This is a genomic window from Azotobacter chroococcum (assembly GCF_004339665.1).
Lineage (GTDB): Bacteria > Pseudomonadota > Gammaproteobacteria > Pseudomonadales > Pseudomonadaceae > Azotobacter > Azotobacter chroococcum.
Window position 1 is genome coordinate 43094 of the sequence record NZ_SMMU01000004.1, and the last position, 13791, is coordinate 56884.

A 13791-nucleotide genomic window follows, 5' to 3' on the forward strand; every position below is an offset into this window, starting at 1 on the left:
TTCAATTCACCTCCGGCAGGCGCAGTCGGGTATCGAAGTGGCGGATGGCGGCGCAGGGCCGCCAGCGCAGGCCGCCGTTCCAGTTCAGCCGCGGCGGCGCCTGGCGGTCGAGCGACAGCGGCCGGGCACCCCTGACCAGCAGGCGCAGCGCGCAGTCCAGGTCCGGGCCGAAGTAGAGGGTGGCCAGGCCGGCGAGTTGCTGGTGGGCGTCGCCGTCCGGCAGGAAGGCCGTGGCCTGCACCGGTTCCAGGGGGCCGAGGATCAGGCGGATGCCGGCGTGCTCGTCCCAGATCCGGGTGCCGGCCACGGCGTCGTGGCCCAGGCACAGGTTGCGGCGGCCGCGGCCGAGGACACTACGGCTGGCCGGCGGGATGGGGCGCCAGGCACCCTGGTAGGCCTCGGCCCGCACCGGCAGGCGGAAATGGTGGCGGACGACGGCGGCGAAGCCGGCCAGCGAGCGGCGACCGCCGGCGAACAGCGCGCTGCGGGCGAGGATCGCCGCGTCCGGCAGGCTCTGGCGCTCGTGCAGGCCCTTGGGCAGCAGGCCGGCCAGGGCGCGCAGCTGGTCGTGCACCGGGCTGCTCTGCGGCGCACCGAAGCCCAGGGCGACGCGGTGCTTGCGCAGGCTGCGGTACAGCAGGCTGAGCAGGCGGTGCTGGAACAGGTCGAGAAACTCGCCGGGTCCGTGGTCCTTCTGCCGCGCTCTTTGCTGCAGCCATTCCTGGTAGGCGTAGGGCAGCGATCCGTCGGGGCCGCCGAGGCCGAACACCGGGGTGCTCAGTACCGGCCGCGCATCCTGGTCGTTTTCCAGGCTCTGCACCTGGCTGGCGGCGAACAGCGGCGTCAGCGGCCCGCGCAGGCGCAGTGCCTCGGCGTGCGGCGCCGTGCCGCTGCCGAGCGGCGTCGCCTGCGGGCGTTCGCGTTCGAGCAGCAGCAGCGCCTGCAGCAGCTCGAAGGCCTGCGGTTCGCGGCGCAGGCGCTCGCTCAGAGGGAGAGCGGCATTCCGGCCTGTGGCTGCCACGTCTTGATCTCCTTGTCGGCCTGGACCAGCGTGGTGCGCACGAAGCGGTTGGCGCTGGCGTAGAGCGAGAAGAACTGCGCGAGGACGGCGGAGAACAGCACGGCGCTGCTGCCGACGAAGTGTTGTGGGTCGAGGTGCAGGCGCACGCCCAGGCCGTTGCGCCAGCCGCGCCAGGCATCCTCGCCGCCCCGGGCGACGATGCGTTCGCAGTCGAGTCGGAGCAGGCCGTCGATCTGCCGGCGCGCGCCGGGCTCGTCGCGCAGGTTGTGCAGCTGGAGCATTTCCTTGAGCGCGTCCAGAGCCCGTTCGCCCTCCACCAGCGAGAGGTGGTTGAGGGTCAGCTGCGACACCAGTCGCCAGCGCGATTCGCCGCCGAGGCGCGGCAGGCTCTGCGGCGTCGGCGGATTGCGCAGGCGGGCGCGCGCCACCGGACCGGGTCGCTCGAAATCCAGCCGGGTGCCGGCGCCCAAGGCTTCGGCGAGGTGCCGGCTGGTGCACAGCAGCTCGGCGGTCAGGCTGTAGTCAGGCGCCTCGCGCTGCGGGTCGAAGCGGGTGTCGACCAGGCTCAGCAGCAGGTCGCTGCCCAAGCGGTTCGGCGCCAGCCCGTTGATGCGCCGGGCGTGCCAGTAGAGGCGGCTCTCGCCGAGGGCGTGATGGCAGCCGTAGTAGGCGGGCACCTGGCGCACACCCTGTGCCGAGCAGGCGCGCAGCGCGCGGATGCTGTGGATCTCCACGCTGTTTTCGCGGTGGCTGTCGGCGACCAGCCGGTACTCGCTGCGGGTGCCGTCCGGGCGCAGCGGTTCCGAGGTGCGCGGGAACAGGTTGATCAACGGGGCGCACCCGAGCGCGAAGTCCGCCGCCTGCAGGTGCAGGCGGCCGGCCGGGGCGCGGTCGAAGACAATGTACAGCTGGAGTTCTTCGGCCGCGCCGGCGGGCGCCTGCACGGGCAGGTCGAAGAAGGCGAACTTGTCCGGGAAGGCGAAGTATTCGGCCAGGAGGCGCAGGCCGGGGTGCAACCCGTCCTCGTCCGGCAGCAGGGCCTCGGCGGCGGAAAAGCCAGCCGGCTGCGGCAGTCCGGGCAGCGCCTGCGGCAGGCTGCCCGGCACTCCGGCGAGGACCTGCAGAGCATGGGCGCCCAGCAGGTCGTAGAGGCTGGCGCCGAGCATCGGCGAAGCGGCCAGGTGCAGGCGCAGGCGGCGCACGGACAGCTCCGGCCAGCAGCTCTCGCCCAGGCAGCGCAGGCTCAGGCGCAGGGCCGAGCGGGCCTGCGCCACGCCGGTCAGGGCGCAGGCCTCGTCGCCGGCGAGGAAGGTCGCCTCGACGATTTCCAGCGGCCACAGCTCGACCTCGGCGGTGGTGCGGAAGTGGACGCTGGCGCCGTCGGCGCCGGTGACGAACAGCGGCGTGTCGCGCGGCAGGCGGTAGCCCTCGGCGAGGTTGCCCTTGGTCGGGTCCGGCTCGAAGCGGACGACCGCGCAGGAGGGCAGGGGGCGCAGGGCCAGCGGATACAGCTGCTCCAGCAGGGCGTCGCTGAACTCGGCGTAGTCGTCGTCGAGGCGCCGCTGCAGGCGCGCGGCGAGCAGGGAAAAGCCTTCCAGCAGGCGTTCCACATGGGGGTCCGGGCACTCGCCGGGAGACAGCTCCAGGCGCCGGGCGACCTTGGGATACCGCTCGGCGAAGGCGGCGCCGGCATGCCGCAGCCAGGTCAGTTCGCGCTGGTAGTAGTCGAGCAGGACCTCGTCAATCGAGTCGCTCATGGCGCACCTCGAAACCGTCCGCGCCTTCCTCGATCAGGAACGATACGGGCCAGCGCTGCTGCCCGCCACGCAGGACGCCGCTCAGGCGCACGCACAGCCGCTGGCGCTGGCCCGCAACGGGCAGCAGCTCGATCTCGCCCGGTTGCAGGCGCGGCTCGAACTGCAGGATGGCGCCGCGGATTTCCCGGGTCAGCTGCCGGCGGTCGGCGCTGCGCTCGGCCTGCAGCGCGCTCCAGTCGGCGATGCCGTAGTCGAGCACGCTCGCCGGGGTGGTGAGCGGTCGCGGGCCGCGGCGGGTATTGAGCAGCCGCAGCAGCTCGGCGCGCACCGAGTCGGCCAGCGCCTCCCGGTCGAAGTCCGCGGCGTCGCGGTCTCCCGCCGTGGCGGCCAGGCGCTCGAACAGCGGAGGCCGGATTGTCGTGCCGGAGGCGCCCATGGCCGGCCGGGTCCGTTACTTGACGACCTTGTTGGCGGCCAGGTCCCAGGTCGAGGCGGCCGTGCCTTCCTTGCTGCCGTCGTTCTTCTGGGCGGTCAGTTCCCACTTGATCTTGGTGAAGTTGAGCGACAGGGTCTCGACCGGCTTGCCGCCCGCCCCGCCGCTGACGCTGACGTTGGAGAGCACCGCGTTGTTCAGGGTGTAGACGATGAAGGGCAGGATCTGGCCGTTGCTCTCGGCGGAGTTGCGGCCGACGGTGATCTTCACCTCGGGGATGGCCTTGCCGGCGCAGCAGTATTCGTTGAGCGAGGGGGTCGAGGTGTCGACGAACTTGGTGACGGTGAACTCGCCGATGTGCGGCTTGCCGGAGGTGCGCTCCGTGTTGCTGACGTCGTTGGTGACCTGCATGGCCACGTTGTGGCTGTAGGACATCAGCTCGATCTTGTCGGTGTAGCCTTCGATCTGGCTGTCGCCTTTGATGTCGTCGCCGAGGTCGAGAATGATCGCATCCATCGGATGGAACTCCTGAATCTATGCCGTATCGGGATAAGGGAGGGTTCCCGCCGGGAGGCCGGCGGGAGCGCGGGTCAGGCTGCGGCCGGCGGCGGCAGCGTGGCGACCAGGCGGATCGAGGCGGTCAGCTCTTCCAGCTGGAAGTGCGGGCGGAGGAACACCGTGGCGCGGTAGACGCCCGGCTTGCCGGCGACTTCCGAGACGTCCACCCGCGCTTCGCGCAGCGGGTACTGCGCCTTGATTTCCTGCGGGGCGTTGTCGTTGATCAGCACGTAGTCGGCGATCCAGTTGTTCAGGTAGGTCTGCACGTTGTCGCGGGTCATGAAGCTGCCGACCTTGTCGCGCATGAGCACCTTAAGGTAGTGGGCGAAGCGCGAGGCCGCCAGGATGTAGGGCAGCATCGCCGAGATGCGCGCGTTGGCGTTGGCCTCGCTGGTGTTGTAGACCCTGGGCTTGTTGGTCGTCTGGCTGCCGAAGAACACCGCCAGGTCGCTGTTCTTCTTGTGGCAGAGGGCGATGAAGCCGAGGTCGTTGAGTTCCTTCTCGCGGCGGTCGGTGATCGCCACCTCGGTCGGGCATTTCAGCGACAGGTCGCCGGAGCTGGTGCGGAAGGTGTGCGCCGGCAGGCCCTCGACCGCGCCGCCACCCTCCACGCCGCGGATCGCCGCGCACCAGCCGTAGCGGGCGAAGGCCTCGGTGATGCGCTGGGTCATGGCCCAGGCGGCATTGCCCCAGAGGTACTTGGCGTGGTCGGTGCCGTTGACGTCCTCGACGAAGTTCATGCCCTCCACCGGGCTGGTGTCCGGCCCGTAGGGCAGGCGCAGGAGGAAGTGCGGCAGCACCAGGGAGACGTAGCGAGAATCCTCGCTCTCGCGGAAGGAGCGCCACTTGATCAGCTCCTGGCTCTCGAAGACCTTCGCCAGATCGCGCGGCACCGCCAGCTCGGTAAAGCTGCCCATGTCGAACAGGCGCGGGCTGGCGGCGGCGATGAAGGGGGCGTGGGCGGCGGCGGCAACGTTGGAGAGCTTCTCCAGCAGGCCGATGTCCTGCGGGTGGCGGCCGAAGGTGTAGTCGCCGACCAGCAGGCTGAACGGGTGCCCGCCGAAGGTGCCGTACTCCTCCTCGTAGATCTTCTTGAACAGCGCGCTCTGGTCGAACTCGACGGCCTTCTCCAGGTCGGTCAGCAGTTCCTTCTGGGCCACGTTGAGCAGGCGCAGCTTCAGGCGCGCGCCGGTCTCGGTGTTTTTCACCAGCATGTGCAGGCCGCGCCAGGAAGCTTCCAGCTTCTGCAACTCGGGATGGTGGAGGATCTCGTTGAGCTGGTCGCCGATCAGGGCGTCGATCTGGGCGATGCGGTCGTTGATCATCGACACGGTGTCCTTGTCGATGGCCATGCCTTCGTCGAGGACCTGGGTGGCGAATTCCGCGAGCATGTCGCGGGCGTAGTCCTGCTGGCTGTCGTCGTGGGCCATGCGGCCTTCGGCGACGATGCGGTCAAGCAGGGACAGGGTGATGTTCTCGCTGGCTTGGGTCTCGCCGGCAGACGGCTGGGCCATGGCGAATCCTCCGTGAATGAGTGGTGGTCGATCAGGCTTGCGGTTCTGCTGCCGGTTCGTCGGCGGGCGGTTCGGCGCTGGCCGCTGCCGGCGCGTGCTCGGCCTGCGGGCGGACCGACCTGATCTCCTGCAGTCCCTCGGTGTTGGCCACGACGTCCTGCAGCAGCTTGTCCAGATCGTCGTTGCCGTCGAGCTTGGTGAGCAGGTCGCGCAGGCGCTGGCGCGCCTCGAACAGCCGGCGCAGCGGGGTCACCTGCTTGACGATGTTGACCGGGTCGAAGTCGTCGATGTGGTCGAAGCGCAGTTCGACGTTCAGCTTGCTGCCGTCGTTGCTCAGGGTGTTGTCGACCTGGAGGGTGGCACGGGGGGCGATGGAGGCGAGGACGTCGTTGAAGTTGTCGCGGTCGATTTCGACGAAGCGCCGGTCCATCAGCTTGGGCAGGGGGTTTTCCGGCTTGCCGGAGAGGTCGGCGAGGATGCCGACCACCAGCGGGAGTTCCTTCTTCTCGATGGCGTTCCCGATTTCCACGTCGTACGTGATCTGTACGCGGGGAGGACGAATCCTGTCGAGCTTGTGCTGCGTACTCTCGGCCATGATGGCTGACTCCGATGCAATGTTTCGAGCGCAATGCATCGGTTTCGCCGGCGATCGCACTCCCTTGCGGGGACCGCCCTGTGCAAGTCGACGGCAGTCCGGTCGAGTTCGTCGTAATATCAACGAGCTATCAAAAAAGTTAAAACGGGTTTATAAGGGAATGCAAGCGAAACTTGATTAGAGCTTTATGAAGCCTGGAATATTTCACTTCGGAAATATTGTTTTCGGTTCGCTCGCCGCCCTGGCGCTCAGCGCCTGCAGCCTGTTCGAGCCGGCCGTCGAGTTGAAGGCCCTGACCCTGGACGTGGCGCCGCGGGCCAACGACAACACGCCGATCGCGGTGGATTTCGTCGCCGTCCAGGACCCCGAGCTGCTGAAGCTGTTTTCCGGCATGTCCGCCAGGCAGTGGTTCGCCGAGCGCGAGCAGCTCGGGCTCGATTACCGCAAGGCCTTCGCGGTGTGGGGGCTCGAGCTGGTGCCCGGCCAGTTCCTGGAGCTGGAGCGCTTCCCCCTGTCCGGAGCGCCCGCCGCCGGACTCCTGGTCTTCGCCGGCTACAACACGCCGGGCGTGCATCGCCTGCGCCTGGACGAGATGAGCGTCGTGCAGTTGCGCTTCGAAAGCCGGGACATGCGGCTGTTCGGCACGAACGAGCGCCGCTATGGATTGCGCTGGTTTCATTGGTAGTGGCGGCGGGGCATTCCGTGCGTCGTGAAATCGAAAGGGATTCGTCATGAGTGTTCTACCCGAGGCGGTCTGCTGGCATGAAGGCATGCAGTTGCTGCCCCAGCACTTCCAGCTCCAGGGCCTGCGCGCGGAGGCCTTGGCGGGGCATCTGGCCGGGGCCTGCAATCCCTGGTTCTGGGGCGTCGAGACGCTGGAGGTCGATCCTGCCGCCCTCTGTGCCGGCCGGGTACGGGTGACTGCCCTCGAGGCCATCCTGCCGGACGGCCTGCCGGTCAGCCTGGGCGCCGCCGCCGATGGCGCGCCGCTGGAGCTGGACCTGGCCGAGGCGCTCGCCGGCTCGGCCGCCGGCGTGACCGTCTACCTCGCCGTGACGCCGCTGGGACGGGCCGGCCAACTGCTGCCGCTGAACGGGCGTCTGCGCTCGGTGGTCGGCGATGCGCTGCCCGACCTGGCCAGTGGCGAGCATCCCGAGCCGGTCGTCGTCTGGCGGCCGAATCCGCGCCTGGTCACCGCCGGCGGCCGGGCGGACTCGGTGTGCATTCCCCTGCTGCGGGTGGGCCGGGAGGGCGGCGGCTATGTTCGCCTGCCCTATGTCGCGCCGACGCCGCGCATCCTCCCGGAGTCGCCGCTGGGCGGGAAGGTGCAGGCCCTGTGCGGCCGTGCCCGGGAAAAGTGCGTGTTCCTCGCCGGGCGCCTGCGCCAGGCCCAGCAGGCCGGCAACGCCGAGGATGCCGCCGAGCTCCGCCTGCAGCTGGCGGCCCTGTGGGCGCGCCTGCCCGAGGTGGAGGCGGCCCTGAACGGGCGCAGCACCGATCCGGCGACCCTGCACCGGCTGCTGGCCGGCATGGCCGGTTCCTGGTGCGCGCTCGATCCGCTGGCCGGCGTTCCGGCGTTCCGTCCCCTGGCGTTCGAGGACCTGCAGCGCGGCTACGACGAGGTGCTCGACTGGCTGGCGGCGGCGCTGGCGCGGATCAGGGCCGGCTACCGGAGTCTGCCGTTCGAGCAGGACCGCCATGGCTTCCATATCCGCCTCCCGGACCGCGAGCAGCCCCGCCAGCGCCTGGTGATCGGCCTGCGCATGCCGGCCGGGGCCGGCGAGCAGGCGGCCCGGGACTGGCTGGCGCAGTCCATCGTCGCTTCCGAGGCGCATGTCGCGACCCTGGCCCGCCAGCGCATGGGCGGGCTTTCCTGGCAACCCATGAGCCGTCAGGAGCAGGTCGCCTACGGAGTCGGCGAGGACACGCGGATCTTCGTGCTCCAGGCGGCCGGCGAGTGGTTCGACCCGCGCCAGGCGCTGCGCATCGTGCCCTGCGGCAGCGCGGCCGGCGGCCAGCCCTGGCAGGTCGTGCTGTTCGCCGATGCCGTCGACGGCTAGCGCAGCAGGGAGCCGCCGATGGTCGAGCAGGAGATGGATCCGTATGCGCCGGGCCCTGGCGAGGCGCCCCTGAGCTCCGCCTTCGGCCAGGCCTGGCGCGAATGGCTGGCCGTGCGGCGCGAGCTGGAGGACGAGGAGGCCGGCGAGGCCGAGCGGGTCGCGCGGCTCGCCGAGCAGGCCGGGCGTATCGCCCGGCGGCTCTGGCGCAGCGCCTTCGCCGGCGCCGGCGACGCGCCGCACCAGGTGAAGGAGGTGGTCTACGCCTTCGTCGCCCTGGTCGACGAGACCCTGCTGTTCAGTCCCTGGCCGGGCCAGGCGGCCTGGCAGGAGAAGCCGCTGGAGCTGCGCCTGTACGGCAGCCGCAAGGCCGGCGAGCGCATCCCGCTGGCGATCAGGAAGATCCTCGACGAGCGCGCGCCGGCCACCCGGGACCTGGCCAACGTCTACCTGCAATGCCTGATCCTCGGCTTCCAGGGCCATCTGCGCGGTCCGCGCGGCCAGGCCCTGCACGAGAAGTGGCGGCATGCGCTGTTCGACTTCGCCTGGCTGCGCGAGCCCGCCATGCCCGATGCGGTCGAGCTGATCGGGCGCCCGGCGGCCGTGGCGCCCGTGCGCCTGCCGGTCCGCCGCTCGCTGCCCGACGGCCTGCGCCTCGGGCTGGCGATCCTCGGGATGGCGGTGTTGCTGACGCTGCTCGGCCACCTGTTCTGGCGCGACATCGCCCGCTCGCTGGAGCCGGTGCTGTCCGCCGAGGTGACGCTGGCGCCGGAGCGGACGCCATGACTCTGCCGGAAATCGACGCGGCGGTGATCGTCGTGGTCCTGCTGTTGCTGGCGGCCGCGTTGCTGCTCGTCTGGCTGCGCAGCCAGGCGGGCTCGGCGGTGCGCGGCTTCTACGCCGCGGTGCGCCAGATGGAACACGACCGGGCGGTGAACGACCGCTACCAGACGCCCTGGCTGCTGATGCTCGGCGACGAGGAGCGCTGCGCGCAGCTGTGCCTGGACTGGCAGCTGAGGGCGGCCGGCAAGCCCGCCTGGTTCGGCTGCTGGTGGAGCGACCCGGATGCCGCGCTGCTGGTCGTGCCGGATGCCCTGTGCATGCCGGAGGCGGGGCGGCCGAGCCGCTCCGGCACCTGGTGGCGCGTGCTCGGCCTGCTGCTGCGCCTGCGTTCGAGCCGCCCCCTGGATGCAGTGGTCTGGGTCGTGCCGGCCGCCGCCCTGCTGGACGGCGAGCAGGCCGTGACCCGGGGCATCGCCGCGCGCCGCGCCTTCGTCGAGCTGCTGCAGCGCCTGGGACTCAGCCTGCCGGTCTATGTGCTGGTGACCGGCATGGAGGAGGTGCCCGGCTTCCAGGAGCTGATCGCGGCGCTGCCCGAGGAGGCGCGCGACGCGCCACTCGGCTGGTCCTCGCCCTTCGCGCCGGAGACCGTCTGGCAGTCGCACTGGAGCGACCTGGCGCTCGACCGGCTGGGCCGCACGCTGTCCGAGGCGATCGTCGAGATCGGCGCGCTGTCGGGGCGGGTCGGCGAGGCCCTGTATTGCCTGCCGCAGCAGTTCGAGGGCATGCGCGGCGGCCTTCAGGCTCTGCTCGACCCGGTGTTCCAGGGCAATGCTCTGGGCGAGGCGCCGCGCCTGCGCGGCCTGTACTTCATCGCCGGCCGGCCGGCGGCGGGCGGCGAGCCCGGCCGGGAGCTGTCGGGCCTCGACGTGCCGCCGCTGCGCGGCGTGTTTTCCCGCCAGCTCTGGCAGCGCCGCATCCTCGCCGAGCGGGGGCTGGCCCGGGCGGTGCCGCGCATCCTGCATCTGCGCCAGCGCTGGCAGCAGGTCGCCGGCGCCGCCGCCCTGGTGCTCGGCGCGTTCTGGATCGGCGCGATGCTGTGGGTCTGGTACGGCTCGACCCGCGAGGCCGAGGAGCTGGCCAGGCTGCTGCAGGAAACCCGCAACCGCTATGTCGCGCTCGACGACGCCCGCCACCGGGAGTCGAGCCGGCAGAACGCCCAAGCCTTCTGGACCCTGCTGGAGCGCGCGCCGCGCTGGCGCTTCGCATCTCCGGCCTTTCCGACCTCCTGGCTCTCGCCGCTGGATCGCCGGCTGGAGGCGACCCTGGAAAGCGCGGCGCGGCAGCGGCTGTTCCAGCCGCTGCGCGACCAGCTGGCGGCCGATCTGGAGGCGCTGAACGCGACGCCCGGCGCCGGGCGGCATTCCAGCCATGAGGGCGACAGCCCCGAGCAGTGGCAGAACTACGTCCTGGCCAAGGGGCTGGTCGAGCGGGTCATGCGCCTCGAGCAGCAGAACCGCTGGCTCGCCCAGGCCCTGGGCAGGCCCCTGGCGCCCCTGGAGACCCTCGCCGCCCTGGGGCGGGACGCGCTGGACCTGCAGCCGGGCGCCGGGCCGATGCGCCATGAGGCCTTCTACAACGAAGTCCTGCGCACGGCTCCCGGGCCGGCGATGCAGCCGTTGAACCTGCACGGGAACCGGAAGATCGCCGAGCGCTTCCAGCACCTGATGCAGCTGTGGCTGACCCAGTATTTCCTGGCCGAGAACTTCGTCCGTCCGGCCGGCTACCTGAAAATCCACATCCAGAAGCTGAAGGCCGGCTATGGCAACTCCCTGCGCGAGCTCGAGGAGGTCGGCGGCCTGATCGACAACCTGCAGGATCTCGTCGCGCTTACCAACGCGGCCTGGGGGCGTGGCAACGGACGGGACCTGGTGCCGGGCTACGAGGCACTGCTGGACAGCGCGCGGCAGAGCACGCTGCTCGGGCCCACGGTGGTGCAGGCCGTCGATCTGGAGGCCTCCCGCCTGCAGAAGAGCTTCCGCGACCAGTGGATCGCCCAGGCGGGCTCGCGCGACAACCTGCTGGTGCTGCTGGGCGGCGGCAGCCTGGAGCTGCAGGAGCACGTCGCCGGGCTGGACAAGTCCATCGAAAGCCTGCTGCGGCGCGATTTCGCCGCCGTCGCCCTGCAGCGCGAGGACGCGGCCGAGTCCCGCGCCCAGCCCCTGGCCATCGATGCCCGCGCGCTCGACGCCGCGCTGGGCTACTACGCCAGCTACAAGGGCTATGCCGGGCAGGAGCTGGCGCAGATACCGCCGGCGTACCGCACGGCCCTGCTCGGAGCGGCCGCCCGTGCGGCCTCGCTGGCCATGTGGAACAGCCTGGAGTCGAAGGGCGGCGTTCCGCGCCTGGGTGGCGAGCGCTCCTTCGACGTGCCGGCGGACAAGGCCCTGCAGCTGCAGGAGGCGTTCGCCGAGCTGGATCGCGGCGATCTGGCCCAGGCCCTGCTGGACAACCTCAACCGCCGGGCCCTGGGCGACGTGCAGGAGGCGCTGGCGGAGATCGAGGCGCTGCCCATGTTCCACCAGGCCTACGACTTCGCCCGCTGGGACGGCGGCAAGAGCCTGGGCCTGCAGATGTTCCGCGCCCAGGACCTGCAGGACCTCAAGCAGGGGCTGGCCCAGCAGTTCGCGGTCATGCTGGAAGCCACCCAGGGCAGCGCCCAGGCGCTGGAGTGGCTGCAGATGCAGCGCTCGCACCTGTCGCTGGGCGACTACGAGAAGGTCCTGCGGCTGACCGCGCTGGGCGAGGAGATGCTCAAGCACAAGGCGCAGAACCCGGCCAGCGCGCCGGCGCTGTTCCAGCAGCTGGTCGCCCGCGACTTCATCGAGATGGACAGCGGCAGCTGCTCGGCCATCCTCCAGGCCGCCTACCTGGCACCTGGGAGCGACGACCTGTCGCGGCGCGGGCAGGTCCTCTGGGAGGAGGCCCGGCAGCGCTGCGAGTTCCTCCAGCAGCAGCGCGCGGCCGCCGCCTGGAACCGCCTGGCCGACTATTTCAACCAGTACCTGGCCGAGCGCTTCCCGTTCTCCTACAGCAGCCGGGCCGTCGACGTCGATCCCGACCGGGTCCGCCACCTGCTGCGGCTGATCGACGAGCATCTGCCCCAGGCCGAGGAGGGCCTGCAGCTCGCCCGCTCGTCCGACCGGCAGGCCGCGCAGGACTTCCTGCTGCGCCTGAAGCAGGCCGCCGGCTGGCTGGGGCCTCTGCTGCTGCGCGACAAGAACGGCCTGCAGGGGCTCGACGTGGAGGTGCGCTGGCGCACCGACCGCGAGGACGAGCGCGGCGCCGACCAGGTGATCGCCTGGTCGATGCAGGCGGATCGCCAGGAGATCGCCTATCCGGGCGACGACCTGCAGCGCCTGCGCTGGACTCAGGGCGAGCCGCTCCGGCTGGTGCTGCGCTGGGCGAAGAACGGTTCGCTGCGGCCGGTCAACGATCCGCTGCAGCCGAGCCTGGCGGTCGCCGACTTCGAGGCCGGCTGGGAATACACCGGCCCCTGGGCGCTCCTGCGGCTGATGCGCACCCACGTCGCCGTGCAGCGGCAGCCGGACGTCGACTACACCGATTTCCCGCTGACCTTCCAGTTGCCGGTCTACGGGACCTACAGCAGCGACAGCCGGGCGACCATGTTCATGCGCGTGTCGCTGATGACCCAGGGCGGCAAGGCGCCGCTCTCCATCCAGCCGCTGCCGGTGCGCGCGCCCCGCTCCCCCTTTGCCACACCGCCCGTGCAGCCGCGCTGGTGAGTCCCTGGAGGTTTCCTTGAGTTCCGCCCTGCCTTCGCTCCCCCTTGCCCCGGACGGCCTGCTCGAGCCGCTGTCGGCGGACTCGCCCTGTGGCCCGAGCCTGCGCTACGACCCGGACTTCGACCGCCTGCGCGAGGCTCGCCGGGAGGACGACGCGAGCCTGCCGAGCGGCGTCTGGCAGGCACAGATCAAGCGCAGCGACTGGGCGGCGGTGGAGAAGCTGGCCGGCGAGCTGCTGCTCGCCCGCAGCAAGGACCTGATGGTGGCCGCCTGGCTGGGCGAGGCCTGGCTGCACCGCCGGAGCTGGGAAGGACTGCCCCAGGCGCTGGCGCTGGTGACCGGGCTGTGCGAGCGCTATCCGGACGAATTGCATCCCCGGGCCGAGGAGGGCGACCGTTCCTGGCGGGTGATGCCGCTCGACTGGCTGATCCGCCGCTACGCCGAGCTGCTGCTGCTCCGCCTGCCGCTGTTCGAGCCGGAGGTCGACGAGTTCGGCCCCTTCGCCCTGCACGACTGGCGGCAATTGCAGCTGCAGCAGGTCGCCGGCGGCGACGGCAAGGCGGCCAAGAGCGCCGCCGAGACGGCCCGGCAGAAACAGCGGAAACTGAACGAGCGGGTCAGGAGCACGCCGCTGCCGGTCTGGCTGCAGCGCCGCGACTGCCTCGAGCGGAGCACGCAGTCGCTGGAACGCTTGGAGCGCTGGAGCGACGACTATCTGGGCGACCTCGCGCCCGGTTTCGGTCCGCTGCGCGAGGTCATCCGCCAACTGATCGCCCTGATGCAGGAGTTCATCGCCATGCACCCGCACGCGTCCGAGGCCGTCGCGGCCGTCCCCTCCCAGGCCGCAGAGGCCGCTGCGCAGGCGGGCGCTGCCGCGCCATCCGGCCTGCCGGGCAGCCGCGAGCAGGCCTATCGCCAGCTGGAGTTGATCGCCGATTACCTGGCGCGCACCGAGCCGCACAGCCCGGTGCCCTATCTGATCCGCAGGGCGGTGGAGTGGGGCCACAAGCCCCTCGGCGACCTGCTCTCCGAACTGCTGTCGGCGGACCCGGAGGCCCGGCGCGTCTGGACCCTGCTGGGCATCCTGAAGTGACGGCCCGGAGCCTTCCCATGGGCGCCTCGCCGCTTCGGCCGAGGTGAGACCGTGCCTGGAGTTACCTTCCTCATATAGATAGATGGAGGTGGTCACCGGCCCGTCGACCGGCTTCTCCCGGCCGTTCCCGGTTTCCGCCTCGTTCCGGCCTGTCGGTCGCGCGGGCCGCCGCCAGCC

11 protein-coding genes are annotated in these 13791 nt (G+C 70.9%); 5 read left to right on the forward strand and 6 right to left on the reverse strand.

Annotated elements, in window-relative coordinates; translation table 11 throughout:
• Position 1: 1 nt before the first annotated feature.
• From tssG to tssB, 6 genes are all read right to left on the reverse strand, one after another.
• Positions 2-1021, reverse strand: a complete 1020-nt coding sequence (tssG, locus tag EV691_RS05525; RefSeq protein ID WP_131300655.1) for a type VI secretion system baseplate subunit TssG — start codon at positions 1019-1021, stop codon at positions 2-4.
• On the reverse strand, positions 985-2778 hold the full coding sequence (tssF, locus tag EV691_RS05530) for a type VI secretion system baseplate subunit TssF (RefSeq protein WP_131300657.1): 1794 nt from the start codon (positions 2776-2778) through the stop codon (positions 985-987). Before tssF ends, tssG begins: the two co-directional genes overlap by 37 nt.
• Positions 2762-3214: a type VI secretion system baseplate subunit TssE gene (gene tssE, locus EV691_RS05535; protein ID WP_131300659.1), complete on the reverse strand. Its 453-nt coding sequence runs from the start codon at positions 3212-3214 to the stop codon at positions 2762-2764. The genes tssF and tssE overlap by 17 nt, the downstream gene beginning before the upstream one ends.
• Positions 3215-3229: 15 nt before the next feature.
• Entirely contained in the window at positions 3230-3727 is a 498-nt protein-coding gene (locus EV691_RS05540) for an Hcp family type VI secretion system effector (RefSeq protein WP_131254588.1), read from the reverse strand.
• 74 nt (positions 3728-3801) lie between these two features.
• Positions 3802-5283: a type VI secretion system contractile sheath large subunit gene (gene tssC, locus EV691_RS05545; protein WP_131300661.1), complete on the reverse strand. Its 1482-nt coding sequence runs from the start codon at positions 5281-5283 to the stop codon at positions 3802-3804.
• A gap of 31 nt (positions 5284-5314) precedes the next feature.
• Positions 5315-5878 carry a type VI secretion system contractile sheath small subunit gene (gene tssB, locus EV691_RS05550; RefSeq protein ID WP_131254586.1) on the reverse strand — a complete coding sequence of 188 codons (564 nt, stop codon included), beginning with the start codon at positions 5876-5878 and terminating at the stop codon, positions 5315-5317.
• Between the two features lie 187 nt (positions 5879-6065).
• On the opposite strand from tssB, the gene EV691_RS05555 reads away from it, so the two are divergent.
• Genes EV691_RS05555 through tssA form a run of 5 tightly spaced genes read left to right on the forward strand, consistent with a single transcriptional unit; the run spans position 6066 to position 13614 of the window.
• Positions 6066-6563 carry a type VI secretion protein gene (locus tag EV691_RS05555; RefSeq protein ID WP_131300663.1) on the forward strand — a complete coding sequence of 166 codons (498 nt, stop codon included), beginning with the start codon at positions 6066-6068 and terminating at the stop codon, positions 6561-6563.
• A gap of 46 nt (positions 6564-6609) precedes the next feature.
• Positions 6610-7938: a type VI secretion system baseplate subunit TssK gene (tssK, locus tag EV691_RS05560; RefSeq protein ID WP_131300665.1), complete on the forward strand. Its 1329-nt coding sequence runs from the start codon at positions 6610-6612 to the stop codon at positions 7936-7938.
• 18 nt (positions 7939-7956) lie between these two features.
• Positions 7957-8721: a DotU family type IV/VI secretion system protein gene (locus EV691_RS05565; protein WP_131300667.1), complete on the forward strand. Its 765-nt coding sequence runs from the start codon at positions 7957-7959 to the stop codon at positions 8719-8721.
• Entirely contained in the window at positions 8718-12521 is a 3804-nt protein-coding gene (locus tag EV691_RS05570; protein WP_131300669.1) for a type VI secretion system protein, read from the forward strand. The genes EV691_RS05565 and EV691_RS05570 overlap by 4 nt, the downstream gene beginning before the upstream one ends.
• Positions 12522-12537: 16 nt before the next feature.
• Positions 12538-13614: a type VI secretion system protein TssA gene (gene tssA, locus EV691_RS05575; protein WP_131300671.1), complete on the forward strand. Its 1077-nt coding sequence runs from the start codon at positions 12538-12540 to the stop codon at positions 13612-13614.
• Positions 13615-13791 lie beyond the last annotated feature (177 nt).

Excerpts from the sequence above, each read along its gene's own strand:
- tssK (WP_131300665.1), top strand. The coding sequence starts at position 6,610 with ATGAGTGTTCTACCCGAGGCGGTCTGCTGGCATGAAGGCATGCAGTTG.
- tssB (WP_131254586.1), bottom strand. The coding sequence starts at position 5,878 with ATGGCCGAGAGTACGCAGCACAAGCTCGACAGGATTCGTCCTCCCCGC.
- tssF (WP_131300657.1), bottom strand. The coding sequence starts at position 2,778 with ATGAGCGACTCGATTGACGAGGTCCTGCTCGACTACTACCAGCGCGAA.
- tssC (WP_131300661.1), bottom strand. The coding sequence starts at position 5,283 with ATGGCCCAGCCGTCTGCCGGCGAGACCCAAGCCAGCGAGAACATCACC.
- EV691_RS05570 (WP_131300669.1), top strand. The coding sequence starts at position 8,718 with ATGACTCTGCCGGAAATCGACGCGGCGGTGATCGTCGTGGTCCTGCTG.
- EV691_RS05565 (WP_131300667.1), top strand. The coding sequence starts at position 7,957 with ATGGTCGAGCAGGAGATGGATCCGTATGCGCCGGGCCCTGGCGAGGCG.
- tssE (WP_131300659.1), bottom strand. The coding sequence starts at position 3,214 with ATGGGCGCCTCCGGCACGACAATCCGGCCTCCGCTGTTCGAGCGCCTG.
- EV691_RS05540 (WP_131254588.1), bottom strand. The coding sequence starts at position 3,727 with ATGGATGCGATCATTCTCGACCTCGGCGACGACATCAAAGGCGACAGC.
- EV691_RS05555 (WP_131300663.1), top strand. The coding sequence starts at position 6,066 with ATGAAGCCTGGAATATTTCACTTCGGAAATATTGTTTTCGGTTCGCTC.